The 26,521-nt window shown below is 69.5% G+C and carries 24 protein-coding genes; 14 read left to right on the top strand and 10 right to left on the bottom strand.

Features of this window, described 5'->3' with window-relative positions:
* Positions 1 to 97 precede the first annotated feature (97 nt).
* The 4 genes from AB0B89_RS13700 (at position 98) to AB0B89_RS13685 (ending at position 3,753) form a co-directional block, all read left to right on the top strand.
* On the top strand, positions 98 to 1,003 hold the full coding sequence (locus AB0B89_RS13700; RefSeq protein ID WP_358552026.1) for an ABC transporter ATP-binding protein: 906 nt from the start codon (positions 98 to 100) through the stop codon (positions 1,001 to 1,003).
* The gene (locus tag AB0B89_RS13695) at positions 984 to 1,784 is read left to right on the top strand and encodes an ABC transporter permease subunit (protein WP_358552024.1); all 801 of its coding nucleotides are present in this window, start codon (positions 984 to 986) and stop codon (positions 1,782 to 1,784) included. Before AB0B89_RS13700 ends, AB0B89_RS13695 begins: the two co-directional genes overlap by 20 nt.
* Positions 1,784 to 2,854: a helix-turn-helix domain-containing protein gene (locus AB0B89_RS13690; protein ID WP_358552022.1), complete on the top strand. Its 1,071-nt coding sequence runs from the start codon at positions 1,784 to 1,786 to the stop codon at positions 2,852 to 2,854. Before AB0B89_RS13695 ends, AB0B89_RS13690 begins: the two co-directional genes overlap by 1 nt.
* Before the next feature lie 149 nt (positions 2,855 to 3,003).
* Positions 3,004 to 3,753, top strand: a complete 750-nt coding sequence (locus AB0B89_RS13685; RefSeq protein ID WP_358552020.1) for an SHOCT domain-containing protein — start codon at positions 3,004 to 3,006, stop codon at positions 3,751 to 3,753.
* A gap of 218 nt (positions 3,754 to 3,971) precedes the next feature.
* Here AB0B89_RS13685 and AB0B89_RS13680 read toward each other — a convergent pair whose 3' ends face one another.
* Complete coding sequence (locus tag AB0B89_RS13680; RefSeq protein ID WP_358552018.1) at positions 3,972 to 4,934, bottom strand: quinone oxidoreductase; 963 nt, start codon at positions 4,932 to 4,934, stop codon at positions 3,972 to 3,974.
* A gap of 223 nt (positions 4,935 to 5,157) precedes the next feature.
* On the opposite strand from AB0B89_RS13680, the gene AB0B89_RS13675 reads away from it, so the two are divergent.
* Positions 5,158 to 7,632, top strand: coding sequence for a GH1 family beta-glucosidase (locus AB0B89_RS13675; protein ID WP_358552014.1), 2,475 nt, complete (start codon positions 5,158 to 5,160; stop codon positions 7,630 to 7,632).
* 168 nt (positions 7,633 to 7,800) lie between these two features.
* Here the strand turns inward: AB0B89_RS13675 and AB0B89_RS13670 are convergent, their stop codons facing one another.
* Positions 7,801 to 8,229, bottom strand: coding sequence for an ATP-binding protein (locus tag AB0B89_RS13670; protein WP_358552012.1), 429 nt, complete (start codon positions 8,227 to 8,229; stop codon positions 7,801 to 7,803).
* A 290-nt stretch (positions 8,230 to 8,519) separates the two neighbouring features.
* On the opposite strand from AB0B89_RS13670, the gene AB0B89_RS13665 reads away from it, so the two are divergent.
* The 6 genes from AB0B89_RS13665 (at position 8,520) to AB0B89_RS13640 (ending at position 13,299) form a co-directional block, all read left to right on the top strand.
* Positions 8,520 to 9,404: a helix-turn-helix transcriptional regulator gene (locus AB0B89_RS13665; RefSeq protein ID WP_358552010.1), complete on the top strand. Its 885-nt coding sequence runs from the start codon at positions 8,520 to 8,522 to the stop codon at positions 9,402 to 9,404.
* Positions 9,401 to 9,625 carry a DUF397 domain-containing protein gene (locus tag AB0B89_RS13660; RefSeq protein ID WP_358552006.1) on the top strand — a complete coding sequence of 75 codons (225 nt, stop codon included), beginning with the start codon at positions 9,401 to 9,403 and terminating at the stop codon, positions 9,623 to 9,625. Before AB0B89_RS13665 ends, AB0B89_RS13660 begins: the two co-directional genes overlap by 4 nt.
* Before the next feature lie 236 nt (positions 9,626 to 9,861).
* Positions 9,862 to 10,347: a hypothetical protein gene (locus AB0B89_RS13655; protein ID WP_358552004.1), complete on the top strand. Its 486-nt coding sequence runs from the start codon at positions 9,862 to 9,864 to the stop codon at positions 10,345 to 10,347.
* A gap of 172 nt (positions 10,348 to 10,519) precedes the next feature.
* Entirely contained in the window at positions 10,520 to 10,810 is a 291-nt protein-coding gene (locus tag AB0B89_RS13650) for a hypothetical protein (RefSeq protein ID WP_358552002.1), read from the top strand.
* Between the two features lie 87 nt (positions 10,811 to 10,897).
* Positions 10,898 to 11,626: a Mut7-C RNAse domain-containing protein gene (locus AB0B89_RS13645; protein ID WP_358552000.1), complete on the top strand. Its 729-nt coding sequence runs from the start codon at positions 10,898 to 10,900 to the stop codon at positions 11,624 to 11,626.
* A gap of 350 nt (positions 11,627 to 11,976) precedes the next feature.
* Positions 11,977 to 13,299, top strand: a complete 1,323-nt coding sequence (locus tag AB0B89_RS13640) for an MFS transporter (protein ID WP_358551998.1) — start codon at positions 11,977 to 11,979, stop codon at positions 13,297 to 13,299.
* Positions 13,300 to 13,343: 44 nt separating this feature from the next.
* On the opposite strand, the gene AB0B89_RS13635 is transcribed toward AB0B89_RS13640, so the two are convergent.
* From AB0B89_RS13635 to AB0B89_RS13615, 5 genes are all read right to left on the bottom strand, one after another.
* Positions 13,344 to 15,152, bottom strand: coding sequence for a protein kinase (locus AB0B89_RS13635; RefSeq protein ID WP_358551996.1), 1,809 nt, complete (start codon positions 15,150 to 15,152; stop codon positions 13,344 to 13,346).
* 70 nt (positions 15,153 to 15,222) lie between these two features.
* Entirely contained in the window at positions 15,223 to 16,338 is a 1,116-nt protein-coding gene (locus AB0B89_RS13630; RefSeq protein WP_358551994.1) for an ABC transporter ATP-binding protein, read from the bottom strand.
* Positions 16,335 to 17,204, bottom strand: a complete 870-nt coding sequence (locus tag AB0B89_RS13625; protein ID WP_358551992.1) for an ABC transporter permease subunit — start codon at positions 17,202 to 17,204, stop codon at positions 16,335 to 16,337. The genes AB0B89_RS13630 and AB0B89_RS13625 overlap by 4 nt, the downstream gene beginning before the upstream one ends.
* 28 nt (positions 17,205 to 17,232) lie before the next feature.
* On the bottom strand, positions 17,233 to 18,126 hold the full coding sequence (locus AB0B89_RS13620; RefSeq protein WP_358551990.1) for an ABC transporter permease: 894 nt from the start codon (positions 18,124 to 18,126) through the stop codon (positions 17,233 to 17,235).
* Positions 18,127 to 18,137: 11 nt separating this feature from the next.
* Positions 18,138 to 19,301, bottom strand: a complete 1,164-nt coding sequence (locus AB0B89_RS13615) for an extracellular solute-binding protein (protein ID WP_358551988.1) — start codon at positions 19,299 to 19,301, stop codon at positions 18,138 to 18,140.
* A gap of 291 nt (positions 19,302 to 19,592) precedes the next feature.
* Between AB0B89_RS13615 and AB0B89_RS13610 the strand changes: the two genes are divergently transcribed.
* Positions 19,593 to 19,859, top strand: coding sequence for a DUF6504 family protein (locus AB0B89_RS13610; protein WP_358551986.1), 267 nt, complete (start codon positions 19,593 to 19,595; stop codon positions 19,857 to 19,859).
* Positions 19,859 to 23,551: a DNA polymerase III subunit alpha gene (dnaE, locus tag AB0B89_RS13605; protein ID WP_358552046.1), complete on the top strand. Its 3,693-nt coding sequence runs from the start codon at positions 19,859 to 19,861 to the stop codon at positions 23,549 to 23,551. Before AB0B89_RS13610 ends, dnaE begins: the two co-directional genes overlap by 1 nt.
* On the opposite strand, the gene AB0B89_RS13600 is transcribed toward dnaE, so the two are convergent.
* From AB0B89_RS13600 to AB0B89_RS13590, 3 genes are all read right to left on the bottom strand, one after another.
* Positions 23,445 to 24,122: a hypothetical protein gene (locus AB0B89_RS13600; RefSeq protein WP_358551984.1), complete on the bottom strand. Its 678-nt coding sequence runs from the start codon at positions 24,120 to 24,122 to the stop codon at positions 23,445 to 23,447. The genes dnaE and AB0B89_RS13600 overlap by 107 nt on opposite strands.
* Before the next feature lie 260 nt (positions 24,123 to 24,382).
* The gene (locus tag AB0B89_RS13595) at positions 24,383 to 25,027 is read right to left on the bottom strand and encodes a response regulator transcription factor (protein ID WP_358551983.1); all 645 of its coding nucleotides are present in this window, start codon (positions 25,025 to 25,027) and stop codon (positions 24,383 to 24,385) included.
* Between the two features lie 71 nt (positions 25,028 to 25,098).
* Positions 25,099 to 26,028 (bottom strand): MvdC/MvdD family ATP grasp protein, encoded by a 930-nt coding sequence (locus tag AB0B89_RS13590; RefSeq protein WP_358551981.1) that lies wholly within the window; start codon positions 26,026 to 26,028, stop codon positions 25,099 to 25,101.
* 195 nt (positions 26,029 to 26,223) lie between these two features.
* Here AB0B89_RS13590 and AB0B89_RS13585 point away from each other — a divergent pair, with 195 nt between their 5' ends.
* A complete protein-coding gene (locus tag AB0B89_RS13585) occupies positions 26,224 to 26,415 on the top strand; it encodes a putative leader peptide (RefSeq protein WP_358551979.1) in 192 nt (63 codons plus the stop codon).
* Positions 26,416 to 26,521: the final 106 nt, after the last annotated feature.

Raw genomic sequence — 26,521 nt, 5'->3', positions numbered from 1 at the left:
TGGCCCTGCGGTTGCCGGGATATGGAAAGGAAGGGGGATGGAACTGTCCGGGTGTGGTCCTGTCGGGGCGACAGCGCTAAGGGCCAAGATGCGAGCCATGACAGCAGTGGTGGAAACCGAGGGGCTGACCAAGTTCTACGGTAAGCGCCGGGGGCTGGAGGATCTCACCCTGGAGATCCATCCCGGCGAGGTGTTCGGGTACCTCGGCCCGAACGGCGCCGGGAAGACGACGACGATCCGCCTGCTCCTCGACGTGATCCGTCCCACGCGCGGCGAGGTCCGCGTCCTCGGCGCCGACCCCCGTGACGCGTCCGTCCGCGGCAGGATCGGCTACCTCCCCGGCGAGCTGGCCCTCGAAGGCCGGGAGAAGGCGCGAGAGTACCTGGAATTCCTCGCGGGCGTCAGGGGAGGCGTGGCCAGGGGGAGCATCGACGTGCTGGCCGAGCGGCTGGAGGCCGACCTGTCGGTCAGGATGGGGCAGCTCTCCAAGGGCAACAAGCAGAAGGTCGGCCTGATCCAGGCGTTCATGCACGAGCCCGAGTTCCTGATCCTCGACGAGCCGACCAGCGGCCTCGACCCGCTCGTGCAGCAGGAGTTCCTCGCGATGGTGCGCGAGGTACGTGCGGCGGGGCGCACCGTGCTCATGTCGTCCCACGTCCTCGCGGAGGTCGAGCACGTCTCCGACCGGGTGGGCATCGTCAGGGGCGGCAGGCTGGTCGCCGTGGAGGACGTCGCCGCGCTGCGCGAGAAGGCCGTGCGCCGGGTGGAGTTCCACTTCGACGCCCCGGTGCCCGAGGAGGCGTTCCGGGATCTTCCGGGCGTGCGCGACCTCCAGGTCACGGGCGCGAGCGTGAGCTGCACGATCGACGGCCGCCCCGACGCTCTCATCAAGGCGGCGGCGCGGTTCACCGTCGTCCACATGGTCAGCGCCGAGCCGGACCTGGAAGAGATCTTCCTCACCTACTACAGCGAGGACGTGCACCATGCCCACGTTGGTGCGTAAGACCCTGCGCGACTACCGCCGCGCGCTCATCGGCTGGTCGGTCGGCATCTGCCTCTTCGCGGGGTTGTACACGTCCTTCTTCCCCCAGATGCACAAAAATCCGGACTTCTATGACCAGGCGGCCCTCGCGAAGTACCCCGACAGCGTCCGGAAACTGATGGGCGGCCTGGAGAACATCGCCAGCGGCACCGGATTCCTCCAGGCCGTCGTCTACCAGCTGTTCGTACCACTGCTCTTCATCATGTGCGCGGTGATCCTCGGCAACAAGGCCATCGCGGCACCCGAGGAGGCGGGCACGCTGGAGCTGACCCTCACGCTGCCGATGGCCCGCAGGCGGCTGGTGCTGGAGCGCTTCGCCGCGCTGGCGATCGGCCTGCTCGGCGTCGCGGTCGCGTCGTTCGCGGTGATCGTCCTCCTCGGGTCGGCGGTGGACCTCGGAGTGCCCCTCGGCAGGATCGTCGCGGCGCACACGGGCCTGTACCTGCTGGTCCTGTTCTTCGGGACCCTCGCGCTCGCCGTGGGCGCGGCCACCGGCCGCAAGGCGCTCGCCATGGCGGTCGCCGGCACGTACGCGGTGGCGGGGTACGTGGTCAACGCGCTGGCCGCCGACGTCGAGGCGATGAAGTGGCTGAACCGGCTCTCGCCGTTCCACTACTACAGTGGAGGAAACCCGCTGGTGAACGGCTTGCCGGTGGGCGACTACCTGGTCCTGCTCGCCGGGACGGCCGTGCTGATCCTGACCGCCGTCCTCTCCTTCGATCGGCGTGACGTAGGAGTGTGATGGACGTTCTCGCTCATGTGAGCGAGGCGACCGGGGTGCCCGCCGACCTGCTCGGCGGGTATCTCTCGGTGCTCACGGCCGCCTCGTCCACGGGACGCTTACCCGACCGTGACGCCGTCGAGGCGCTGCGCGCGCTCGGGACGGCCGCCGCCGAGCGTGGCGTGCCCATGCGCTCGCTCACCGACGCCTGCCTGCTCGCCTGCGAGCTCACCTCCCGTCCCGCCGGCGCGCCCGTCCTCGGAGCCGTACGCAGGGCCGTGGCGGCGTACTTCGACGGATACGAGGAAGCACAGCTCCGGGCCATCCGGGAGGAGGACGAGGCCCGGCGGGAGTTCATCGGCGACCTGTTGCAGGGACGGGCCGACCGGCTGGCCGAGCGTGCGGAGCATTTCGGGCTCCGGCTGGCCGAGGCGTACGTGGTGGCCGTGGCCAGGGACGTCAAGCCGGTCGGGGACGGCGACCCGCTCATCCGCCGGATCGAGCAGGCGCTGATCGCCCGGTTCGGCTCGCACAACGTCCTGATCGCGGCCCGTGACGGCCTGCTGGTCTGCGTGGCGCCCGCCGCCCTGACCGCGGCCACCGGGGAGTTCACCCACCACGTGCGCGGGAATCTCGACGCCGGCTGGCGGGTGGGCATCGGCCGTCCGCATCGCGGACCGGGAGGCGTGGTGACGTCCTTTCGCGAGGCGAGCGACGCGATCGGCCTGGGGGAGCGGCTCGGCCTGCGGCCCCAGGTTCTGCGGGCGGCCGACCTGCTGGTCTTCCCGGTCCTGCTGCGCGACCGGGACGCGATCGAGGACCTCGTCGCGACCGTCCTGAACCCGCTGCTGGACGCGCGCGGCGGTCCCGAGCCCCTGCTTGAGACGCTGGAAGCGGTGTTCGGAGCCCAGGGCAACCAGACCGCCGCCGCCCGGAAGCTCGGCATCAGCACCCGGGCCGTCACCTACCGCCTGGAGCGCATCCGGCGGCTCACCGGCTTCTCACCCGACGACCCGACCCAGCGCTTCACACTGGAGACCGCCGTCCTCGGCGCCCGCCTCCTCGGCTGGCCGCCGGAAACGGGTTCCTAGCGGTCCCACCGGACACCGGTTCCCAGTCGTCCCGCTCACGTCGTCCCGCCTGGCGCACCCGGGTCACGGTGGTTCGTAGGGGATGACAGTGGTTTACCGGCTTTGTAAGTTCTGTTCTGGAATGGGGAGCGTGACCTACCATACGGAGCGTGATCACCCCCCTTCGCCTGGTCCGCAGGTCTATCGGGACCGTTCTGGGGTTGGGCGGCGTCACCTGCTGCCTGACCATGCTGTTCCTGAGCTCCCGCCTTCTGTTGGGCGTAGGAGGGAGCTGTGCCTCCGGCGGGCCGTACGTGGTGGCCACCCCGTGTCCGGACGCGATCGGGTGGATCATGCCGGTGTCCATCATCGGCGGGCTCGCCGCGGTGGGGCTGTACGCCGCGAGTCTCCTGCCGGTGGGTCCCCGCCTGATCCCGCTGGCCTGGCCCGCGCTGTTCCTCAGCCTCGGCTGGAACTTCCTCGCGTCCTCGCTCGAAGGGCCCGGCGTCGAGACCGGCTTCCTGGTCTGCGCCGTGGTCTTCGCGTTCATGGGGGGCGTGCCGCTCTTCTTCATGCTCAACCGGGACGCGTTACGCGTGCTGTTCTGGGGGCCGTCGCCGAAGCCCGCGCCCGCGCCTCCTCCGGCGGGAAGCGTGCGGTGGACGACGTCGGTGGTGCTGCCCGGCGAGGACGACCGGCGCGGTGACCGCGACCGGCCGGCGGACGCGCCCGTACCCCCGGCGCGCCCGGCGTCGCGCTTCGTCGAGCTGACCCCACAGGACGCCGTGGTGGGTGGCCCTGGCGGTTCCGGTGACCTGGTCGGCCAGCTCGAACGGCTCTCCCTCCTCCACGAGAGCGGCCGGCTCGACGACGCCGAGTACGCCGCCGCCAAGGCCCGCCTTCTGAACGGCTCCCGGTGACCCCCGAGCCCGTCCTTTCGATTGGAGCACCATGAACGACTCGGAAGGAACACGATGAAGAACGAGACCGCGCTGCGCGCCTGGGCGATCGCGCTCAGCCTGATCGCGATCGCCGGGGGCCTCTACCTGGGCGTTCTCTTCTTCGATCTCGCGACGCCCGGCTGATCCGGGCGGTCCGGCTGATCCGGCGAGTGCTCGGGGGATCAGCCGGACCTTTCTCAGGGGATCAGCAGGAGCTTGCCGGTCGTACGGCGGCCTTCGAGGTCGTCGTGGGCCTTGCTCGCGTCGGCAAGGGGATACCTGCCGGAGATGTGGACCTTCAGGGCGCCGCTGGCGACCCAGCCGAGCACGTCGTCGGCCCGCCCGAGCAGCTCCTCGCGCGTGACGGCGTAGTGGGCGAGCGTCGGCCTGGTCAGGAACAGCGACCCGCCCTGGTTCAGCCGCTGCGGATCGAACGGCGGCACCGGCCCGCTCGCCGCTCCGTACAGGGCCAGCAGGCCACGCTGCCGCAACGAGGCCAGGCTCCCCTCGAAGGTGGCCGCGCCGACGCCGTCGTAGACGACGTGCACGCCCTGGCCGCCGGTCAGCTCGCGCGCGGCCTCGGCGAAATCCTCGTACGGGATCACGTCGTCGGCCCCGGCCTCCCGGGCCGGCTTGGCCTTCTCCTCGGTGGAGACCGTGCCGATCACCCGGCCCCCGCGGAGCTTGACCATCTGGGTGAGGAGCAGCCCCATTCCGCCCGCCGCCGCGTGGATGAGCACGTCGTCACCGGTGTTCACGGCGTACGTGGAGTGGGTGAGATAGTGAGCGGTGAGACCTTGGAGGATCACGGCCGCCGCCGGCTCGAAGGGCAGATCATCGGGAAGCGGGATCGTCCTGGCAGCCGGGACGACCACCTTCTCCGCGTAGCTGCCCAGCACCCCCTGCCAGCCCACCCGGTCCCCGGCCGCGATGTCCGTCACGTTCTCCCCGACGGCGGTCACGGTGCCCGCGCCCTCCGACCCGACGCCGAACGGCGCCTGGAGCGGGTAACGCCCCTCGCGGTGGTAGACGTCGATGAAGTTGACGCCGCTCGCCGCCACGTCGACCAGCACGTCATCGGGCCCCGGCACCGGATCGGGCACCTGCTTGTATTCGAGCGCGGAAGACCCACCAGGGGTGGAGACGACGATGGCATGCATGACGCTGGACTCCTTCGCGAGCGGACGGTGCGTTGCTCGTGCCCAACCGCCGGGGCCCTAAGCCTTGTTCCCTTCGGGCCACCTTTGCGTTCTCCCTCAAACCGGCTTTGCGCGATCATGCCCGTGGGGCCAGGATTGTCGGGGGCGGGCATCCGCCGATCAGGCGTGTTCCGGTCACCACAGGGGTTTCGGCCAGCAGGAGAAAGACGGGAGCTGTCGAGGGATGACTGCGACGACCATCGCGAACCGAGGGCAGACACTGACCTTTCCCGACGGCTTCATCTGGGGAGCCGCCACCGCCGCCTACCAGATAGAGGGAGGCGCGGCCGAGGACGGCAGGGGCCCGTCGATCTGGGACACGTTCGCCAGGACCCCGGGCGCGGTGTTCGAGGGGCACACCGGCGACACCGCCTGCGATCACTACCACCGGTATCCCGGCGACGTGCGCATGATGAAGGAGCTCGGCCTGGAGGTCTACCGGTTCTCGGTGGCGTGGCCGCGCGTCCAGCCCGGCGGCTCCGGCCCCGCCAACGCGGCGGGTCTCGACTTCTATGAGCGGCTGGTGGACGAGCTGCTCGCGGCCGACATCGCGCCGTATGTGACGCTCTACCACTGGGACCTTCCGCAGGCCCTGGAGGAGGCGGGCGGCTGGACCGACCGCGACACCGCCTACCGGTTCGCCGACTTCACGCGGCTCGTGTACGACCGCCTCGGGGACCGGGTCGGCACGTGGATGACCATCAACGAGCCCTGGGTGCAGGCCTTCCTCGGATACGGCATCGGCGTACACGCTCCGGGACGTACGTCGTCGGCGGACGCCTTCCGCGCGGCGCACCACTTGCTCCTCGCCCACGGGCTGGGCACCCAGGCGCTGCGCGACGCGGGCGCGCGGGAGATCGCCCTCACGCTGAACCTCGTCCCGGTGGTCACCCCCGCCCAGGTGAACGACCCGGAGCTCGCGCTGTCCGCGGAGGACGCCGAGGCGGTGGACCGCGTCGACTGCCTCATCAACCGGCAGTTCCTCGACCCCGCGCTGCGCGGAGAGTACCCCGGCAAGGTGCTGTCGATCGTCGACCGCGTCGCCGGGCTCGACCACATCCACGACGGCGACCTCGCGACCATCAACCAGCCGATCGACCTGCTCGGGATCAACTACTACACCCCTTGCGTCGTACGGTCCGGGCCGGGCGAGCCGGCCAACCCCGCCTACCCCGGCACCGAGGACATCGAGTTCACCGGCGCGTACGCCCCGACGACCGCCACGGGCTGGGCCATCGTCCCGACCGGCCTCTCCCAGCTCCTCGTACGGCTCGCGCGTGACTACCCCGAGGTCGGGCTGCTCGTCACCGAGAACGGCGCCGCGTTCGACGACGTGGTGTCGGGCGAGCGCGTGTACGACGCCGACCGCACCGCCTTCCTGGAGGGCCACCTGCGGGCCGCGCACGCCGCCATCGAAGCCGGGGCGGACCTGCGGGGGTACCTCGTCTGGTCGCTGATGGACAACTTCGAGTGGGCCGAGGGCTACAACAAGCGGTTCGGGATCGTGCATGTCGACTTCACGACGCAGCGGCGCCTGCTCAAGGACAGCGCGCGGTGGTACCGCGAGGTGATCCAGCGCAACGGGGTGTGGAGGGAACGCACCCGGCGTCCCACGCTTGAGGAGGTCGCGGCCCGGGCGGGGGTGTCGAGGTCGACCGTCTCGCGGGTGATCAACGGGCAGGCCACGGTCAGCGACGAGTTCCGCGAGACCGTCATGCACGCCGTCAACGAGCTCGGCTACGTGCCCAACTCGGCCGCCCGCAGCCTCGTCACCCAGCGCACGGACACGATCGGCCTCGTCGTCCTCGACTCACCCCACCCGCCCTCCCATCCCGCCTCCCTGACAGACCCCCGCCCCGGGATCGTGGGTGGCGTCCGTTCCGGAGGCGGGAGCGACGACCCGGTGTTCTCCTCGGTCGTACGGACGGCCGTCCACGCGCTGGAAGAGCAGGGCAAGCAGGTCACGCTCATGCTCGCCGGCTCCGCGCGAAGCCGGCTGCGGGTGGAGCAGTATGTCGCGGCGGGGCACGTGGACGGGGTCGTCGTGGTCTCGACGCGCGGCGCCGACCCGCTGCTCGGCGCGCTCGCCCGTACGGGCATCCCGACCGTGTCGCTGGGCCGGCCCGCGGTTCCCATGGCCCTGCCGTACATCGACAGCGATGACACGGGCGGGGCCGTCGCGGCGGTGACGCACCTGCTCGGCACGGGACGGCGGCGCGTCGCCATGATCTGCGGCCCGCTGGACAGCGTCGCGGCGCAGGCCCGGCTGGAGGGATACCGGGACACCCTGCGCGACAGCGGGCGCCGGTCGATCGTCGCCATCGGCGACTTCACCCGCGCGTCGGGAGCGGTCGCGATGCGCCAGCTGCTCCAGGACGACCCGGCGCTGGACGCCGTCTTCGCGGCCAACGACCTGATGGCGATCGGGGCGTTGAGCGCGTTGCATGAGACCGGGCGCAAGGTCCCCGAAGACGTTGCCGTCGTCGGCTTCGACGACATCGAGGCCGCCTCCTACACCATCCCCCCGCTCACCACGGTCAGCAGCCTCCGAGAGGACCAGGCCCTGGCGGCGGTCCGCCTCCTCCTCCGCCAGATCGACGGCGGCCCGGTCTCCTCCACGATCCTGCCCACCGAACTCATCATCCGAAAGTCCACCTGAATCCTCGTATGGTCCCCGCCTCCGGCTCGGACAGCGCTTCCCAGGGGCCTACCGGCCCCTCGACTCCCCAACGCTCCGTTGGCTTATGCCTTTCCACCTGGAAAGACGATGATCGTTTGCCCCGCCTCCGTATGCGAGGCATGGGGCGACCAGGTTTCAGAGAATCCGTCACCGCCTAGCGATGTCCTGTTCAAACCAGACGACTTTGCCGGGGGAACGGGGCTCGATGCCCCATCGACTGCTTAGCGCGTCGATCAGGAACAGTCCACGGCCGTGTTCTTCCAGTAGGCGCTCTGGGAGCTGATTATCGGCTAGGACCACTTCGGCGGGTATGGCGAACACCGGCGGGTGCCTGTCACAGTCCGTCACCTCGATCCGGATGAACGTCTCTGTCTGCGACACATGTACGGCCAGCGTCCTACCATGCGCGGCATGGGTGATGGCGTTGGTCAACGCCTCGCTGAGACAGAGGATCAGATCGTCGATAACGTCGGCAGGACCCCAACCGTCCGTCAGTTTGCGTACGGCATCCCGTGCCTCGCGTACCGCTTCCGGCTGTGCCGAGATGTCGAGTTGGGTGCTCTCCCGCTCAGCCATGGTCGCCGTATCGGTGGCTTGATCCAGTCAGGTGGGGAGATGGCGTGCTGTGCGGCGCATCCACAGGTGCTCCTCTACGTACGTCGATCGGTTCGTGATCGACGCTCTGATTACTTCACGTGCATCTCAAGTGACGCTTAGTGCCTATGGCATGTCATTCTGCAATATCAAAGTGGGGTAGCAGGAAGGATTGCGAGGGCTGGAGTTCCAGGCGGTCGGGTGTGATGTGGCATGGGACTGACTCCTGGCTCTGGAGGATGTCCCAAGCAGACAAACCGAAGGGAGTCGCTATGGGGGAGAATCCGACCATCCTGCGGATGAGACTCGGCGCCGAGTTGCGGGAGTTGCGCGACCGCATGGGCTTGAGTCTTGACGCGGCGAGCAAGGCGCTTGCGGCGGATGATCACGATATTTCAGTCTCGAAGCTGAGCAGGTTGGAGAACGGGAAGGGCGCTATCCGGCTCCAGGACATCCGTTGCCTGCTCGACCTGTACAAGGTCGGAGATCACGCGCAGCGTGACCTGCTGATGCGTATGGCCCGTGAGGCCAAAGCGGCCGCCCCTGCGGCTTGGTGGACGGACTATGAGTCGGTCCTGCCGTCTGGCCTATCCACCTACGTCGGTATGGAGGCCGGCGCCGGGCGCTTGCTGACGTTCACTTTGGCCCTCATTGAGGGGCTGCTTCAGACAGAGGAGTATGCCCGTGCACTGATTCAGGCGTGGATGCCGACAGATCCGCCGGAGACGATAGAGCGGCTGGTTCAGCTACGCATGCAGCGCCAGAAGGTGCTGGTCACGGATCCCAGACTTGAGCTGATCACGGTCATGGACGAGGCGGCATTGAGGCGGCCGGTCGGTGGCGTTGTGGCTATGGGGTCGCAGTTGCGTCGTGTGATGGAGGTCTGCGAGACGCTGCCCAATGTGTCTGTGCAGGTCATTCCGCTCAGTAAGGGGGCTTATGGTCCGCAACATGGCATGTTCACGCTGATCGAGCCCCGAGATCCAGCGGACAAATCCGTAGCGTATGTGGACTCTATGGGCGGAAACTTGTACATGCAGCGACCGGATCAGATCTCACGGTTCAGGATGATGTTCGGCCGCCTCCAAGCGATAGCCCTCGATCCACGCGAGTCCCTACACCTCATCCGGACTGCCGCCGAGGAGATACGATCATGAGTGCACCGGAATCCGGCGAGCTTCATTGGTTCAAGGCTCGGGCCAGCACGTCGGGCAACGGGTGTGTGGAGATCGCGCACCTGGCCGATGGTGGGGTTGCCGTACGTCACAGCCGCAAGCCGGATGCCGAAGTCATTCGATACACCGCCTTCGAGTGGGACTGCTTCCTCGATGGCGTGAAGAGCGGGGAGTTCGACCGCCCTGGCGCTGTGGGCGACTGACAAGTGCCGGTGCGCGCGCGGGTTTTGGGTGGGCATCAAGTGGGTTCCCCGATCAAGTGGGTGACGGGTGGGTGAATAGACCCCCGGCTTCCGTCGAATCTCGTTCTACCCCCCGTCATCCCACTACGCAGCGGCCAACGGCCCAATCTAACCTCTACGGATGTCTTGATAGCGCAGTTAAGTGGGATTTTTAATGGAAAATATGCCTTTCGGGTGTTCGAGTTAGTTAAGGGGTGATGCTGACACTCTTTTGCTCGCCCTTTATCGCTCCGATGGTCGTCGGCCCGGGGGCGGTTCCGGTAGTGACCGATCCCGCTGAGGCGGTCGACGCGCCCGAGCTCGCAGTGCTGTCGGCGGTGGCCCACGGCGGTGGTATCGAAGCTCAGCCGGTCTTGGAGGCGCTGTTGGCCGCCCTGGCGGTCGTCGATGTCCAGCGGGCTCGGCTGTACGCTGATTTTGTGCTGATGGCGCTCCCCGAGGTGGCTCGGAAGCATATGGAGGTATTGATGGCCGTGGGAACCTACGAGTACCAGAGCGACTTCGCGAAGAAATATGTCGCCGAGGGAAAGGCTGAGGCGATCTTCATAATTCTGTCTGGTCGAGGGATCCCGATTTCGGCCGAAACGCGAAGTCGCATTGTGGCCTGTACGGACCCGACACAGCTCGATGCCTGGATCCAGCGCGCCGCCACCGCCGTGGCGATCGAGGATCTCTTCTCCTGACGACCTGTGGACGTACGTCCCACTTGCAAGCCTGATGCTCAGGTCATCCGTTGCACCGCCTTCGAGTGGGACTGCTTCCTTGATGGCGTGAGGAACGGCGTCGACCCCGCTCAGGCACCTGCGGCGACTCCCATCCGGAGTTCATGCGCACAGCGGGCTCGCTCTACCCGATTTGCCGCTGACGACGCCGCCCGAGGTGGCTGGGATGCATATGGAGGTATTGGTGGATGCGGGAACCTACGAGTACCAGAGCGACTTCGCGAAGAAATACGTCGCCGCGGGAAAGGCGGAGGGCAGGGTCGAGGGAAAGGCGGAAGCGCTCTGCATCGTCCTGTCTGGTCGAGGGGTCCTGATTTCGGATGAAACGCGGAGCCGCATCCTCGCCCACAAGGATCTGGCGCAGCTTGATGCCTGGATCCAGCGCGCCGCCACCGCCGTGGTGATCGAGGACCTCTTCTTCTGACGACCCGGAGTTTGCGGTCGGGGCGTAGCCGGGGCTCACAGGTGGTAGCGGCCGGCCTGGCATGCTGGGGATGTGGGGGAGTTGGGATTGCGGGTTGAGGGGGAGTCGCGGGGGTTTTTGGCGGCGCGGCTTCGGGGCGATGTGGTGTGGGTGCGCTACGACGGGACGTCCTCGCTGGGGCATGTGGTGGAGTCGCTCGGGGTGCCGTTGACGGAGGTGGGGCGTCTGGTCGTCGGCGGGCGGGAGGTTACGCCGTCGTACCGGCCGGAGGCGGGCGACGTGGTGAGCGTCCTCGGGGTGCGGAGGCCGCAGGCTGTTCCCTTTCAGCGATTCCTGCTCGACGTGCACCTGGGGACGCTCGCGCGGCGGCTTCGGCTCGTAGGGGTCGACACCGCGTATGAGAGCGATCTCGATGACGACGCGCTGATCGTCCGGGCCAACGACGAGCGGCGGGTGCTGCTCACGCAGGACCGTGGCCTGCTGCGCCGGAGGAGCCTCTGGATGGGCGCGTACGTCCGGGGTGCGCGGCCGCAGGAGCAGTTCGCCGACGTGCTGGAGCGTTTCGCGCCATCGCTCGCGCCCTGGACCAGGTGCCCGGCGTGCAACGGCCCGGTAGCCCCGGTGGAGAAGAGCGAGGTGGAGGGACGTCTGAGGCCGGGCACCCGCCGTAGCTACGACAGGTTCGCGCGATGCCTCGCGTGTGATCGCGTGTACTGGCATGGCGCGCATGGGGCCCGGCTGGAAGCGGTCGTCGAGGAGGCGGAGCGTATCGTCGCCGCCGCGTATCCGGTCGCACCGCCGGCTGAGGGGGAGTAGCACCGCGCGAGCCTGGCCTTGGGTGGAGCGTGGCACCACCCGCCTGCGGTGCGCGGCATCCTACTTCCGGGCATGCGGCGATTGCGGCCATGCGGTGATAGTGGCGATAGCGGCACTGAATGCCGGAGGCATGGGACCATACGCCCTCGGTTGGGGGAACCCCTATTGGCCGGTGAAAAGGTTCGGATTTCGTGACGTTCTGGAATCATGACTGTTTGTAGCCTCACATGTCGAAATGGGAGAAATCGGCCTGACGTTATCCGTGGCTACGCCCGTCAAGCAGGCGTGACACGGGCTCCCACGCCGGACCACGCCACCTGCGACCTTGGATGCATAAGGACTGAGCGCCGGTGAGCGAGAAGCTGATAGAGGTCCAGAGTCAGGCCGCGCCCGCGCACAGGGTCATCCGCGATGCCCCAGGGGTCGATCGGCCGGCGACGTTCCGGGAGGTGTTCGGGGTCGCCGAGTATCGCGCGCTGTTCGGCGCGGCGGTCCTTTCGTGGGTCGGCGACTACTTCGCCAAGGTGGCGGTGACCTTCCTGGTCTTCCGCGACACCGGTTCCGTGCTGCTGTCCGCCATCGGTTTCGCGATCAGCTATCTTCCCTGGGTGGCCGGGGGGCCGGTGCTCGCCGCGCTCGCCGAGCGCTATCCGTACCGGCGGGTCATGATCATCTGTGACGTGGCCCGGATGCTGATCCTGGGGACGATGGCCGTTCCCGGCATGCCGCTTCCTGCCCTGCTCCTGCTGCTGCTCGGAGCCTCGCTTCTCACGCCGCCGTTCCAGGCGGCCCGCTCGGCGATGGTGGCGCAGTTGCTGACCGGGGACAGGTACGTGGTCGGTCTCTCGTTCCAGAACATGGCGGGTCAGGCCGCGCAGGTGGCCGGGTACGCGGTGGGCGGCGTGGTGACCGCCATCGACGGGCACAGCGCGCTGCTGGTCAACGCCGCCACGTTCGGCGCCTCGACACTGCTGCTCTGGCGTGGCGTACGGCCGAGGCCGCTTCCCGTGACGGAGGTCGACCGGCGGTCGCTGCTGAGGGAGACCGGCGACGGCCTGCGCCTGGTCTTCGGGCACCGGGTGATGAGACCGACCGCCCTCGTGGTGTTCAGCGTGGTGGCGATCCTGATCGTCCCGGAGGGCCTCGCGGCGGCCTGGGCGCCCGAGTTCGGGGGCGGCTCGGAGATCACCGGTCTGCTGATGGCGGCGCTCCCCATCGGGGCCGTCATCGGAGCGTGCGTGACGAGGGTGACGGGCCCGGAACGGCGGCTCAAGCTTCTCAAGCCGCTCCTGGTGGCGGGTCCGCTGCTGCTCGTGCCGGTCCTGGTCGTGCCGCCGTTCGGGGTGGTGCTTCTCCTGGTGCTGCTGGCGGCGTGCGCGGTCAACACGGTGCTCGTGCCGCTGAACGGGCTGTTCGTCCAGATGCTCCCGAACGCCTATCGGGCACGGGCTTTCGGCATCATGCAGGGAGGCATCCAGCTCACGCACGCGGGAGCGGTGCTCGTGGCGGGGGCGTTCGCGGAGAGGTTCCCGGTGGCGATCGTGATCGGGACGTGGTCCCTGTGCGGCCTGGTCATCATGGCGGTCGCCGTCACCAGGTGGCCGGGGCGCGAGGTCATCAGAGAGGAGATCGCGTACGCCGCCGAGCTCAACCGCGTTCCGACGGTGTCGTAGACGTCAGACGGCGTTCTGGACGTTCAGGGAGTTCTGGACGTTCGTCAACTCGACCTGGGGGCGCTGTCGGCGGGACCCTCGACCGTGAAGTCGTCGAAGGACATCTTGAGGGAGGCTCCGGACTTCTCCGGCACCCGTGCCAGGAAACCGACGTCCCCGTTGGGGAGACTCGCCGGCCTTCCCGAGTTGTCCACGTACGACTGTACCAACCGGCCGTCGACCCACATCCTGAGCCGCACGCCCTCGGTGGTCGCGGCGCACTCGGCCTGGAGGTAGGCCGGAGCGCCCTTCACGACGTCGGCCGCCGCGGGCGCGGTGAGGTTGCCGCCCGTGCCCTTCGTGACGCGCCGGATACGTGCCTCGCCGTCCTGGGTGAGCAGGAACTCGTACCGGCTCTGCCTGGACTCCTCGTCGGCCCGGCAGTACAGCCCGTACTCCCCGGTGCCCTTGAAGTCCCTCATGGTCGTCGTCACGGTCAGGAGCAGGTGCTCGGGCGTGGTCGGGGTCGGGGTCGCGGAGGGATTCGGGGTGGCCGGTTGCTTGGGGACGAAGGGGATGGGGGCCTTCTCTATCCTCTCCGCGCCTGCGTCGTTCACGTCGACGGCGTAGAACCCGCCGGGCGCGTATCCGTACATGCCGTACTGCTTGCCGGTGTACTCGCTGCCGCCCCAGCCGGTGCCGCTCTCGTTGAAGTCGTCCCTGTAGAGGGAGCTCAGGTCCGTCGGCGGACCGGACGGCGCAAGCAGCGCGCGCAGGCCGAGCCCGGCCGCGGCGACCAGGACCACTCCCGCCACGCCGAGCCCGATGAGCCGCTTGCGGCGAGCCGCGGGATCGGCGGGCCTCTGGTACGCCGCCGGGTCCTGCACGGCGGCGGCCGGCGCCTGCCCCTGGTACGTCGGGGCCTGTCCGGGGACGGTCGGCGGCGGGCCCTGGTAGGTGGGAGCCTGTCCCTGGTAGGGAGCCTGTACGTGCATGGCCGGCGCCTGCCCCTGGAGGGTCGGGGATCCCTGCCACGCCTGGATCACCGAGTGCTCGGCGCGCTCCGGGGTCGTACGGCCGACCATGTGGTCGAGGATCTGCTGGGCCGTGGGCCTGCGCAGGGGTTCCTTGTCCAGCGTCGCCGCCACCAGGGCGCGGAGCGTGGGCTCCATCCCCTCCAGGGAGGGCTCGGTGTTGAGCACCTGGTAGACGATCGAGGGGAGCGACTCCCCGCCGAACGGAGCGCGTCCGCTGGCCGCGAAGGCCACCAGGCAGCCCCAGGAGAACACGTCGCACGCGGGTGAGGAGGGGTCGCCGCGGAGCACCTCGGGAGCCATGTACCGGGGGGTCCCCATGAGCTCGCCGGTGCCGGTGATCCCGCTGAGCGTGTCCATCGCCCGGGCGATCCCGAAGTCGATGACCCGGGGGCCGACCGGGGAGAGCAGCACGTTGGACGGTTTGAGGTCGCGGTGGACGATGCCCGCGCTGTGGATGGCGGTCAGCGCGGTGGCGACGCCGACGGCCAGCGCGTCCAGGCTGGAGCCGCGCAGCGGCCCCGACGCCTGGATGGCCTCGTGCAGGTTGGGTCCCTCGACGTACTCGGTGACGACGTACAACTGCTCGCCGTCGAGGTCGGCGTCGAGGACGGCCGCCGTGCAGAAGCGTCGGACCCGGCGGGCGGACTCGGCCTCGCGGCGGAAGCGGACACGGAACTGCTCGTGGCGGCTGTACTCCGCGTTGATCACCTTGATGGCGACCCTCTGCCCGGTGTGGTCCTGGCCGAGATAGACCGTGCCCATCCCACCCTGGCCCAACTGGCCGATGAGCCGGTAGTGGCCGATTTGAGAGGGTTCACTCGGACTTAAGTTGTTCACCACGTTGCCTTACCGCTATGCACCTATATGCGACCGCCACCCTATCGAGATCGACGCTCGCGAGATCCCGTTACCCGGCCGCAGGCAGGACGGCCGCCGAATCCGGGCCTGAAGACGAGCTCGAAGCCGAAGACGAGGCGGGTGCCGCCGTCCGCGCGGCGACGAGGACCGGCCGCTCCACGAGCCGCACCGTGGCACGGCCGCCGGGCGCGAGCCGCGCGGCGTCGTGTCCCGGCAGGTCCGCGAGGATCTCCGTCCCGTCGCCGAGACGCAGGCGCAGCCGTACGGACGCGCCCCGGAACGACGAGGTGACGACCAGCGCCTCCCCGTCCTCCGCCGGGGTGACCAGCACGGTCTCGGGGCGGACGAGCACGTCGACGTCGGCTGCGTCCGGCCGCCGGCCGTGTACGGGCAGGCGCTGGCCGATGACCTCGACCTCGTCCTCGCCGAGCCGGCCGGGCAGGTGGTTCATGGTCCCGACGAACTCGGCCACGAACGGCGTCTCCGGCCGGTCGTAGATGTCGGCGGGGGACCCGGACTGCTCCAGCCTTCCGTCCTTGAGCACCGCGACGTGGTCGGCGATCGAGAGCGCCTCCTCCTGGTCGTGGGTCACGAAGATCGTGGTGATGCCCAGCGACAGCTGCAGCCGCCGGATCTCCTCGCGCAGTGACACCCGGACCTTGGCGTCGAGCGCGGACAGCGGCTCGTCGAGCAGCAGCACGCGCGGCTCCAGCGCCAGCGCGCGGGCCAGCGCGACCCGCTGCTGCTGCCCGCCGGAGAGCTGGTGCGGGTAGCGGTCGCCGTGGGACGGCAGGCCGACCAGTTCGAGCAGTTCGGCGGCACGGGCGTGCCGCTTGGCCGTGGGGGCCTTGCGCACCCGGAGCCCGAAGGCCACGTTGTCGCGGGCGTTCAGGTTGGGGAAAAGGCTGTAGGACTGGAAGACCATCCCCGCGTCGCGGCGGTTGGCCGGTACGCGCGTGATGTCCTCGCCGTCGACCAGCACGGCTCCCTCGTCGGGGGTCTCGAAGCCCGCGACGCAGCGCAGCGCCGTCGTCTTGCCGCAGCCCGACGGGCCCAGCAGGGCGATCATCTCGCCCGGCTCGACGGTCAGGTCAAGGCCGTCGAGGGCGACGGCGGTGCCGAAGGTACGGCGAAGCCCCCGGAACTCCACCCGAGCCCCGTTCACGAACCACTCCTTTGCCTGGTGCCGGCGGTGGAAAGGACAAGCAGCAACAGCCAGGTGAGCAGCAGGCTGAAGATGGACACGGCGACCGACATGGCGGCGTTCGCCCCGGAGATCGTGACGATCCACACGGAGAACGGCTGGAAGCCGAGCAGTCGCGCGACGGTGTACTCCCCGAGCACGAGCGCGAGGGTCAGGAACGACGCGCTGGCCAGACCCGCCTTGAGGTTGGGGATGATCACGCGGAACATCACGTGCGGCCAGGAGGCGCCGCAGTTCCTCGCGGCCTCCACCAGCGTGCGGACGTCCATCGCGCCCAGCCCTGCGTCGAGCGCCCGGTAGACGAACGGCAGCGCGAGCACGACGTCGGCGATGACCAGGACCACGGGGAACGACGGGTTCTGGATGGCGATGATCGTCTGGTAGAACGGCGTGGTCGCGAGGTAGTCGGGCCCCCAGCGCAGCACCGTGCTGATGCCGGCCACGAACGTGATCGGCGGGACCACCAGCGGCAGGGTGCAGATCACCTCCATCACCGGACGCAGCCTCGGCGCGCTGAGCCGTACGGCCAGCATCGCCGGGAGCGTGAGGGCCAGCACGACCGCGATCGTCGCGACGGCCAGCCCCAGCGAGAGCAGCAGGCTCTGGACGAAGCCCTCGGCGGAGAAGATCTCCAGGTAGGCGTCGAGCGTGAAGCCCTTGGTGGGGTCGTTGACGGTGAAGACGAACGACGCCAGCAGCGGCGTCACGAAGTACAGCGCGGCCAGCACCAGCACCACGCCGCGCCAGACGCGTACGCGCCGGGGACGCCCTGCGGGGGTTGCGGGCGTGCCGACGTCGGGGAGCACCGTGGGCGTCAGCGCGGCCATCGTGCGCTCCTGTCCTGGGCCATCCGGGTCAGCGCAGCCATCGGGCGCTCCTGCGCTGGAGGGGCAGATAGACCGCCATGACGAGGCCGGCCACCACGATCATGTCGAAGCTGAGCGCCAGAGCGACGTTCTCGTGACCGATCAGGACGTTGCCGGTCAGCGCGTCGGCGATCTGCAGGGTGACCAGCGGGACGACCGTGCCGACCATGGCGGCGGCGGTCGCGTACGCCGCGAAGGCGCCGCCGAACAGCAGCACCACCCCGCCGAGCAGGCTGGGGGTGAGCACCGGAATGCCGACGTACCGCCAGAACTGCCAGGCGCTCGCGCCGTTGTTCTGGGCGGCCTCGCGCCACTGCGGGCGCAGCCCGTCGAGGGCGGGTACGACGACCAGGACCAGCAGCGGCACCGAGAAGTAGAGGTACACCAGGGCGAGGCCCCAGAAGCTGTAGAGGCTCCAGCCGTGGTCGCCGAGGCCGAGACGGGTGGTCAGCACGCCGGAGTTGCCGAGCGTGGCGATCCAGGCGAAGGCCAGCGGGACGCCGCCGAAGTTGGCGAGCACTCCGGAGGCCGTCAGCACGGCCTCACGCAGCGCGCCGAAGCGCGAGGTGACCACGGCCTGGGCGAGGAAGGTGCCGAGGACGGCGCCCGCCACCGCGACGAGCGCGGACAGCTTCACGCTGCCGAGCAGCGCGGTGAGATAGGCGCCCTGGAGGGACGCGGTGAGGTTCGCGGTGCTGGGCGAGCCGCCTGAGGTGAACGCTCCGCCGAGCAGGGCGACCGCCGGGATTCCGAAGGCGAGGCCCACGAACAGCAGCAGGGGGAGCGCCGCGGTCCAGCCCTTGGAGCGGGTACGGCTCCCGCCTCCCCGGACCGGGTTGGCCCGGGGAAGCTCCGCGGGAGCCGTCGCGTGAGTTTCGGCCATGTGAGTGGAGGTCAGCCGGAGACCGCGGCGCCCCAGCCGGTGGCCAGGACTTCCTTGGCCTTGGTGACCTGGGCGTCGCTGGCGAACTCGGGCGTGCCGTCGACCTTGGGGAGCTTGTCGACCAGGGCCGCGTCGGCCGTGCCGTCGGTCTGCATGGCGGGCAGCAGCACGGCGCGGGCGTACCCCTTCAGGTAGAGGTTCTGGCCCTCGGGGCTGTAGAGGAACTCCTGCCACAGCCGCGCGGCGGCCGGGTGGGGGGCGTCCTTGTTGATCGCCTGGGCGTAGTACTGCGCGTACTTGCCGTCGGAGGGCACCGTGACCTTCCAGTCGACGCCCTTGGAGGCGAACTGCTCGGTGTACCCCGCGTTGAGGTAGTCCCAGTCGATGCTGATCGGCGTCTCGCCGTTCTGCACGGTCGCGGGGGTCGACTCGACCGGGTTGAAGTTGCCTGCGCCCTTGAGCTTCTTGAAGAAGTCCAGGCCGGGCTGGATGTCGTCGAAGGAGCCGCCGTTCGCCAGCGAGGCGGCGAACACCCCGGCGAAGGCGGAGCCCGCCTTGGTCGGGTTGCCGTTCAGCGCGACCTTGCCCTTGTACTCGGGCTTCAGCAGGTCGGCGAAGGTCTGCGGGCACTCCTTGATGCGCTTGGCGTCGCACCCGATGGAGACGTAGCCGCCGTAGTCGTTGTACCAGGTGCCGTTCGCGTCCTTCTGACCCTCGGGGATCTTGTCCCAGGTCTGGACCTTGTACGGGGCGAACAGGCCCTCGGACGAGCCGCTGAGCGCGAAGGCGGTGCCGAGGTCGAGCACGTCCGGAGCGCGGTCCTGGCCCTTGCGGGTCTTGACGGCGTTGATCTCGTCGGAGCTGGAACCGTCGGGGTTCTCGCTGTTGACCTTGATGCCGTACTTGGTGGTGAACGCCTGGATGATCTCGCCGTAGTTCGCCCAATCCGGGGGAAGGGCGATGACGTTGAGCTGGCCTTCCTTCTTGGCCGCCTCGACGAGCTTGTCGAGGCCGCCGAGGTCGGCGGCGGAGGTCGCGGTCTTGGCGGCGACGCCCCCGCTGGAAGCACCGGTCTCGGAGCTGGTCGTCGGTGCGGCACCACACGCCGCGCCCAGGGAAGTAGCAACGGTAAGCACGGCCGCGAGGCCGACGATACGCGTTCGGGGTGAATGCACGCTTTGCTCCCACTATCGGAGGTGTGGGGAAAACATAAATGAGCTGGGACAACAACTCGCATCTACTTCGCTGCGTTCCGGTGTAGTTATGTGAACAAAAGATGAAGTAACTGACCTGCGGTGGTTCACCAAGATCTTGCCTGGACGCCTCATCCGTCCCAGTGGTCCCATACGGCGCGTGTGGGCTGTGGTGATTTGCCCTCCGGGCCGTGAGAACATATGTTCGATGTAGCACCGCCCGTCTTCCCCCGGGTGCCGACACGTTCGAGAGGCCCAGGGAGAAGAAGCGCCTTGAGCAGAATCTATGGGGACCCCATCGAGGTGTGGACCCGCGACGACGAGCCCGCCCGCTTCGTGTGGCGCGACCGGCTCTACGTCGTCCACCGGGTCCTCGACCACTGGGTGACCTCCCGCGAGTGGTGGAAGGTCTCGGAGAACGATCCGGGCGAACGCCGGTTCTGGCGGGTCGAGGCGAGCCCGTCCAAGGAGGTCGGCTCCTACGAGCTGCGGTTCGACACCGCGAGCGGCGGCTGGCTGTTGCTGCGGGCGTGGGACTGATGTTCCCCCACCTGCACGTCGCCTCCGCCTATTCCCTGCGGTACGGATCGGCGTTCCCCAAAGAGCTGGTCCGGCGGGCGGCCGAGCACGAGATGGACATCCTCGCGCTGACCGACCGCGACGGCATGTACGGCGCGGTGAAGCACGTCCAGGCGTGCGCCGACGCCGGCGTCAGGCCCGTCGTCGGCGTCGACCTGGCACTCCGAAGCCCCGGCCCCGGCTCCTCCTCCGGTTCCGGCCGGGACTCCGGCTCCGGTTCCGGTCGGAGCGACGGTTCCGGCCGGGGTGACGGGGGCGAGGTCCGCGTCACCGTGCTGGCGCGGGCCGGCGGGTGGGCGCACCTGTGCCGGCTCACGACCGCCGCCCACTACGCGGGGGAGCGGGGCGAGCCCCGGGTGACCCGTGACCTGGTCGCCCAGCACGCGAGCGGGCTGCTGGTCATGCTGGGCCCGAGGTCCGACGTCGGCCGGGCGCTGGCCGCGCGCCGAGACGAGCAGGCCCGCGCGCTGCTCCTCGCGTGGCGGGCGGCGGTTCCCGGCGTGGTGGTCGAGGTCGTCGACCAGTACGGCTACCGGGAGGCGAACGCCGCACTGCGCATGCTCGCGCTGGCCGAGTCGGCCGGCGTGCCCGCCGTGCTGACCAACGCCGTGCGCCATCTCGACCCGGGGGACTACCGGGTCGGCGACGTGCTCGACGCCGCGCGCAAGCTCGTACCCCTGCACCCGAGGCACCTGGAGCACTCCGCCTCGCACGCCTACCTCAAGAGCGGCAAGGAGATGTGGCAGGTGGCCTCGCGGATCTGCGAGGGCGACCGTGACCGCGCGCGCGAGCTGTTCGCCCGTACGAGGGAGGTCGCGGAGCTATGCGTGCTCGAACCCCTGGAGGTCCTCGCGCTGCGCGGCGGGCAGGAACGGCTCCACCTGCCGGAGGTCGGCAGGGACCCCGTCCCGCTGCTGCGGCACCTGTGTGAGGACGGGCTCGCGGACCGCGGCCTGGAGCGGTCCGGCGAGGCGAGGGAGCGCCTGGACACCGAGCTGCACATCATCGAGAAGAAGCAGTTGTCCGGATATTTCATTGTCGTATCTGGCATCACGGACATGATCCGCGAGATGGGCGTGCGCTGCGCGATCAGGGGATCGGGGGCGGGCAGCCTCGTCAACTACCTCATCCGCATCGGCGAGGTGAACCCGCTCGACCACGGCCTGCTCATGGAGCGCTTCCTGTCCGAAGGCCGCAAGGGGCTGCCCGACATCGACGTGGACGTGGAGTCGGCGCGGCGGCTCGACTGCTACCGGGCGATCCTCGAACGGTACGGCGAGAGCCGGGTGGCCTGCGTGTCCATGATGGAGACCTACCGGGCGCGCAGCGCCATCCGCGACGTCGGGGCGGCCATGGGGCTGCCGCCGCACGAGACCGACGTCATCGCCAAGGCGTTCCCGCACATCAGGGCCAGGCAGATCCGCTCCGCCCTGTCCGACCTGCCCGAGCTGCGCGACAGCGGCCTCAACGACCGGGCGCTTTCGACGATGTTCCGGCTCGCGGAGAAGCTCGACGGGCTGCCCCGGCACATCGCCCTGCACCCGTGCGGCGTGCTCGTCGGCAACTCCGGGCTGCGTGACCGCACCCCCGTCGAGCGCAGCCTGCTGGAGTTCCCGATGAGCCAGTTCGACAAGGACGACGTGGAGGAGGCCGGGCTGCTCAAGCTCGACGTGCTCGGCGTGCGGATGCAGTCGGCGATGGCGTACGCGCTCAGCGAGATCAAGCGGGTGGACGGCCAGGACGTCGACCTCGACAGGGGCGTCCCGCACGACGACCAGGCGACGTACGACATGATCTGCACCGGCCGCACGCTCGGCTGCTTCCAGATCGAGTCGCCCGGCCAGAGGGAGCTGGTGGCCAAGCTGGAGCCCCGCACGATGCACGACCTGATCGTGGACATCTCGCTGTTCCGGCCGGGCCCGGTCAACTCCGACATGGTCACCCCCTACCTTGAGGCCAGGCACGGCTGGCGCGAGCCGCACTACCCCCACCCGAAGCTCAGGGCGTCGCTGCTGGAGACCCACGGCGTCGTCGTCTTCCACGAGCAGGTTCTGAAGATCGTCGACATCATGACCGGCTGCGGCCTGTCGGAGGCCGAGAGGATCCGCCGCGACCTCAGCACCCCCGAGGGCCGTGAACGGGTTCTCGCGTGGTGGGAGGGCGAGGTGCTCCCCGAGTTCGACAGGGAGACGACCGACCGGGCGTGGAAGGTGCTCGACGCGTTCGGCTCTTTCGGGTTCTGCAAGGCGCACGCGGCGGCGTTCGCGCTGCCCACCTACCAGTCGTCCTGGCTGAAACGGCACCACGCGGCCGCGTTCTTCGCCGGGGTGCTCACGCACGAGCCCGGCATGTACCCCAACCGGGTGATCCTCGACGAGGCCCGCCAGTGCGGGGTGGAGGTCCTGCCGCTGGACGTCGGCCACTCCGGCAGGACCTGGCTCGTCGAACGGCGCACGGAGCCCGAGGGGTACGGCCTGCGGGTGCCGTTCTCGTCGGTCAAGGGGATCAGCGAGGCCGAGGTGGAGCGCATGGTCGCGGGCCGGCCGTACACCTCGCTGGCCGACTTCTGGGAACGCGCCCGCCCGTCCAGGCCGGTCGCCGAGCGCATCATCCAGGTCGGCGGCGTCGACGCGCTGTACGGGCTGCACCCCGGTGGCCCGCGCTGGCGTCCGGGGGAGCTGACCCGGCGTGACCTGCTCGCCCAGGTCGGAGCCTTGGACCGGGCGTCCTCCACCGGCGTGACGTCGGGGAAGAGGGCCCGAGCCGGCTCCCGCTCGCGGTACGGCGGGCCGCGTCCGGGGGAGGCGGCTCCGGTCGTACAGATCCCGATGGGGTTCACCGAGCGCATCGAGCCGGGCGAGCTCCCGGAGATGACCGAGGCGGAGGCCGTGGAGGCCGAGCTGGAGATCCTCGGCATGGACGTCAGCCGCCACGTGATCCGGTTCCACGAGGAACTGCTCGACGCGATCGGCGTCGTCAGGTCCAACGAGCTGCTCAAGATGCGCAACGGCGCGGAGATCCTGGTCGCGGGGGTGAAGGTCGCCACGCAGACCCCGGCGGTGCGCTCGGGGCAACGGGTCGTCTTCACCACGCTGGACGACTCGACCGGCCCGATCGACCTGACCTTCTTCGAGTCGGTGCAGGGGCACTGCGCCGCCACGATCTTCGGGTCGTGGCTGATGGTCGCCAAGGGGGTCGTACGGCGGGTCGGCGCGCGGGCGGTGTCCCTGCGCGCCCTGGACTGCTGGAACCTCGTCGAGGTGGACGAGGCCTGGCGCACCGGAGGCATGGACAAGGTGTGGGCCATGCTGGGCGTCGTCCGCGAGGGGACGGGGGGCGTCGGCGGGCGTCCCATCGAGTACGGCAACGGCTACCGGCTTTCCCCCTACGCCGACAACGGCGCCCCGCCCGGCCTGCGGATCCCGCCGCGCAAGCTCTGGCACGCCAGCCCGGGCAGCTCGGGCCCGATGGCGTTCACCCCCCGGCGGGACACGATGGACGTCACCCCCAGGGAGAAGGCCCCTCCGTCAGGGGAGGCGAAGGAGGTCAGTCCCCGGCCGGATACGTGTGCCGGGGAAGCGACCGCAGCGCGGGGAGCAGCTTCAGGCGGGGCGCGATCCCCGAAGGGCGGGAGCTCATCCTCGCCTCGGTGACCTCCCTGACGGTGGCCGCGCACAGCAGGGCGGCGAGCACCGCGACCGCCAGCTCCGGCGGGCCGAGCCCGGTCAGGTCCTTGCCCTGCGGCGAGTGCGTGACCGGCAGCCGTATCAGGATGAGGAACACCATGGCCAGCCAGCACGCCCACCAGGCGGCGATCAGGGCTAGCCAGGCCCGGCGGCGGCCCTCGCGCAGGCCCGCGTCCTCGCGGAGGGCGTGGACGAGGAGCGCCGGAGCCGCGAGGTTGAGCACGGGCACGAACCACGCGATGGCGATCATGCGCGGGGTCGCCCCCGCCTGGCGGAGCCATGCGAAGTACGAGAAGCCGGCGGCGACCGTCGCGCAGACGACCAGGAGTATGAGCACGGCGAACCACGTCACCGCGCCGACGACGGCATCGGCGCCCGGCGCGTGGGGATTGCTGCCCAGCACCGCGACCTGCCGCGCGAGCAGCTTGCCCCGGGCCTCCTCGAAGACCACCAGGCAGGTGAGGGTGGCGATCTGGGCGGCGAGCGCCAGGTAGACGCCGATCGCCGACCTGCTCACTGCGGATCGGGCATAGCGCATGATTGTCTCCCCCCGGCATGCGCTGATAGGTCGTATTTCGTTTGGGACGTAGCGCGACGCCTGCCTCTGTCCTATCCAGGAGACCTCTCCGCTAATCGGCGAGGCGAGGGGGAAGATCCTGGATATCCACGAGATGATCTGAGGTTTATCCGCGCACGGGGAGCGCGCGGGAAAGCTTGATCGACGTATGCGCGTAGCGCACCCGTCCGCCCTACGGCGCGAGCCCCGCCGAGGCGCTCATCGGACCCCGCCACGGCGGCTCAGCGGACGATGCCTGACTCCCAGGCCCATGCCGCGATCTCGACGCGGTTGCGGGCGCCGAGCTTCATCTGGATGCTGCCGAGGTGCGTCTTCACCGTGGAGAGGGAGACGAACAGCTCCCCGCCGACCTCCTGGTTGGTGCGGCCCCGCGCGACCAGGCGCACGACGTCCAGCTCGCGCTCGGTCAGCGTCTCCCTCGGTGCCCTCGCCGGGACGGCCACGGGCCTCGCGAGCTGCGCGAGCAGCCGCACCGTGACCGACGGCGAGACCAGCGCGTCACCGTTGGCGGCGGCGCGGACCGCCTCGATCAGCAACGCGGGCCCGCTGTCCTTGAGCAGGAACCCGCAGGCCCCCGCCCGCAGCGCCCCGTAGACGTACTCGTCGAGGTCGAAGGTCGTGACGATCACCACGCGTATGGGGTCGGGCACGCCGGGACCGGCCAGGATCCTCGTGACCTCCAGGCCGTCGAGCCGGGGCATCCGGATGTCCAGCAGGCAGACGTCGGGCCGGAGGCGGCGGGCCTGCTCGACCGCCGCGGCCCCGTCGGCGACGGCCGCGACCACCTCGATGTCCGGCTGAGCATCGAGGATCATCTGGAATCCGGTCCGTACGAGCTCCTGGTCGTCCGCCACGAGTACCCTCACCCGACCGATTCTGCCAGCAAGCGCGAGGCTCGCCGCCCGATTCGTCCCGTCCGGCCGATGGCCGGGAGGGCCTATGCCTGGACCGGTGGCGCCTGTTCCTGTGATGAGGCGGTGAGTAACAGGTCGCAGATGGCCTCGGTGACGGGCATGCCGGTGATCTCCTCGATCAGCACGAAGCCGCCTCCGGGGTTCACCTCCAGGAAGACGTAACGGCCCTCGGGGGTCAGGGTCAGGTCGATGGTCCCGAAGGACAGGCCGAGGGCCTGCATGAGGTTCAGGCAGCGCAACCCCACGTCGTCGGGCAGGGTGTGCGGGCGCAGTCGCCGTACGCTCTTCGGCGAGTGGATCTCGGCGGCGAACACCCGGGAGCCGATGACGATCACCCGCAACGCGAGCCTGCGCAGCACCTGTGCCTGCGCGACCATGGGGAACGGCCCGGTGCCCTTGGGGTCGGTGAGCGTCGGGACCTGCTCCTGCGGGGCCCGCTCGGTGATGGCCCACGGCCGGTTGAGCACCCGGGTGACGATCTGCCCCTGGTGGGCGAGGTAGAAGTCCAGCAGCTCGTCGTGGTCGGTGCTGATCAGCGTGGAGGGCAGCTCGAAGCCCAGCCGGCCCGCGGCCGAGAGCTGGTAGAGCTTGCGCTGGGCGCGCTGGATCACCGCGCGCGACGCCGGCACGGCCAGGCAGTCGAGCGTGTCCCACACGTCGGAGGCGAGCCCGTTCTGCTGTACGGGGCCGTCGTCGGCCGGATCGCCCAGCGGCGGCCCCGGGCACCGGAACCACACCGACGTGAGGCGGTCGAGGTCGACGCGCCGCTCGTCGGTGAGGAGCATCCGCCGGGCCGACCCGGACGGGTCCAGCGCGACGGAGAGCCGGGCGGCGCCGGGGAACCACCCGGGGTCGAGGACCAGCGTGTCGGCTCCTCGCCCGGCCAGCGCGCGGGCGACGTGCCGCGCCTGGGTGTCGCCATCCTCGGTGAGGATGAGCACCGTGCTGCTCATGATGCTGGTCTCCACTCGTGCGTGGTCATGGCAGACCCCCCTCGCCCGCCACCACGGCGTCTCCGAACCCCTGGACGTTTCCACGATGACGGTGATCACTTGATCGCAGCTTGTCGGCGGAACCACTGACTTGTGGATGGCTTGGAAAGGTATTCCAGATAAAACAAGTAGGGATAGTTGCAAAGTGTCGGCCGAGTGTCTACCGTAGGGCAGGTGGACCGCGCCGCCTTTCTGACTTCCCGCCGACACGTCGATCTGTGCAGGGTCACCGGGGCCCTCTGTCGGGCCGAGACACCCATCGGCCGATCGACCACGACAGGAGAAGCCAGTGCAGGAGCTGTGGTACCACCGCCGCCCAGGACCCACCGCCACCGGGATCGCCGCTGATCTCGGCTGGCTCGACGACGAGTTCACCCCCGAGGGCATCGCCGTACGCCACCTCGTCTCGGAGGGGCATCGCCACGAGCGCACGCTCAGGACGCTGCTCCGCGAC

It is taken from the genome of Sphaerisporangium sp. NPDC049002, assembly GCF_040649355.1.
Classification (GTDB): domain Bacteria; phylum Actinomycetota; class Actinomycetes; order Streptosporangiales; family Streptosporangiaceae; genus Sphaerisporangium.
Note: the sequence above shows the minus strand (reverse complement) of the source record. Positions and strands in the feature narration are given on the sequence as shown.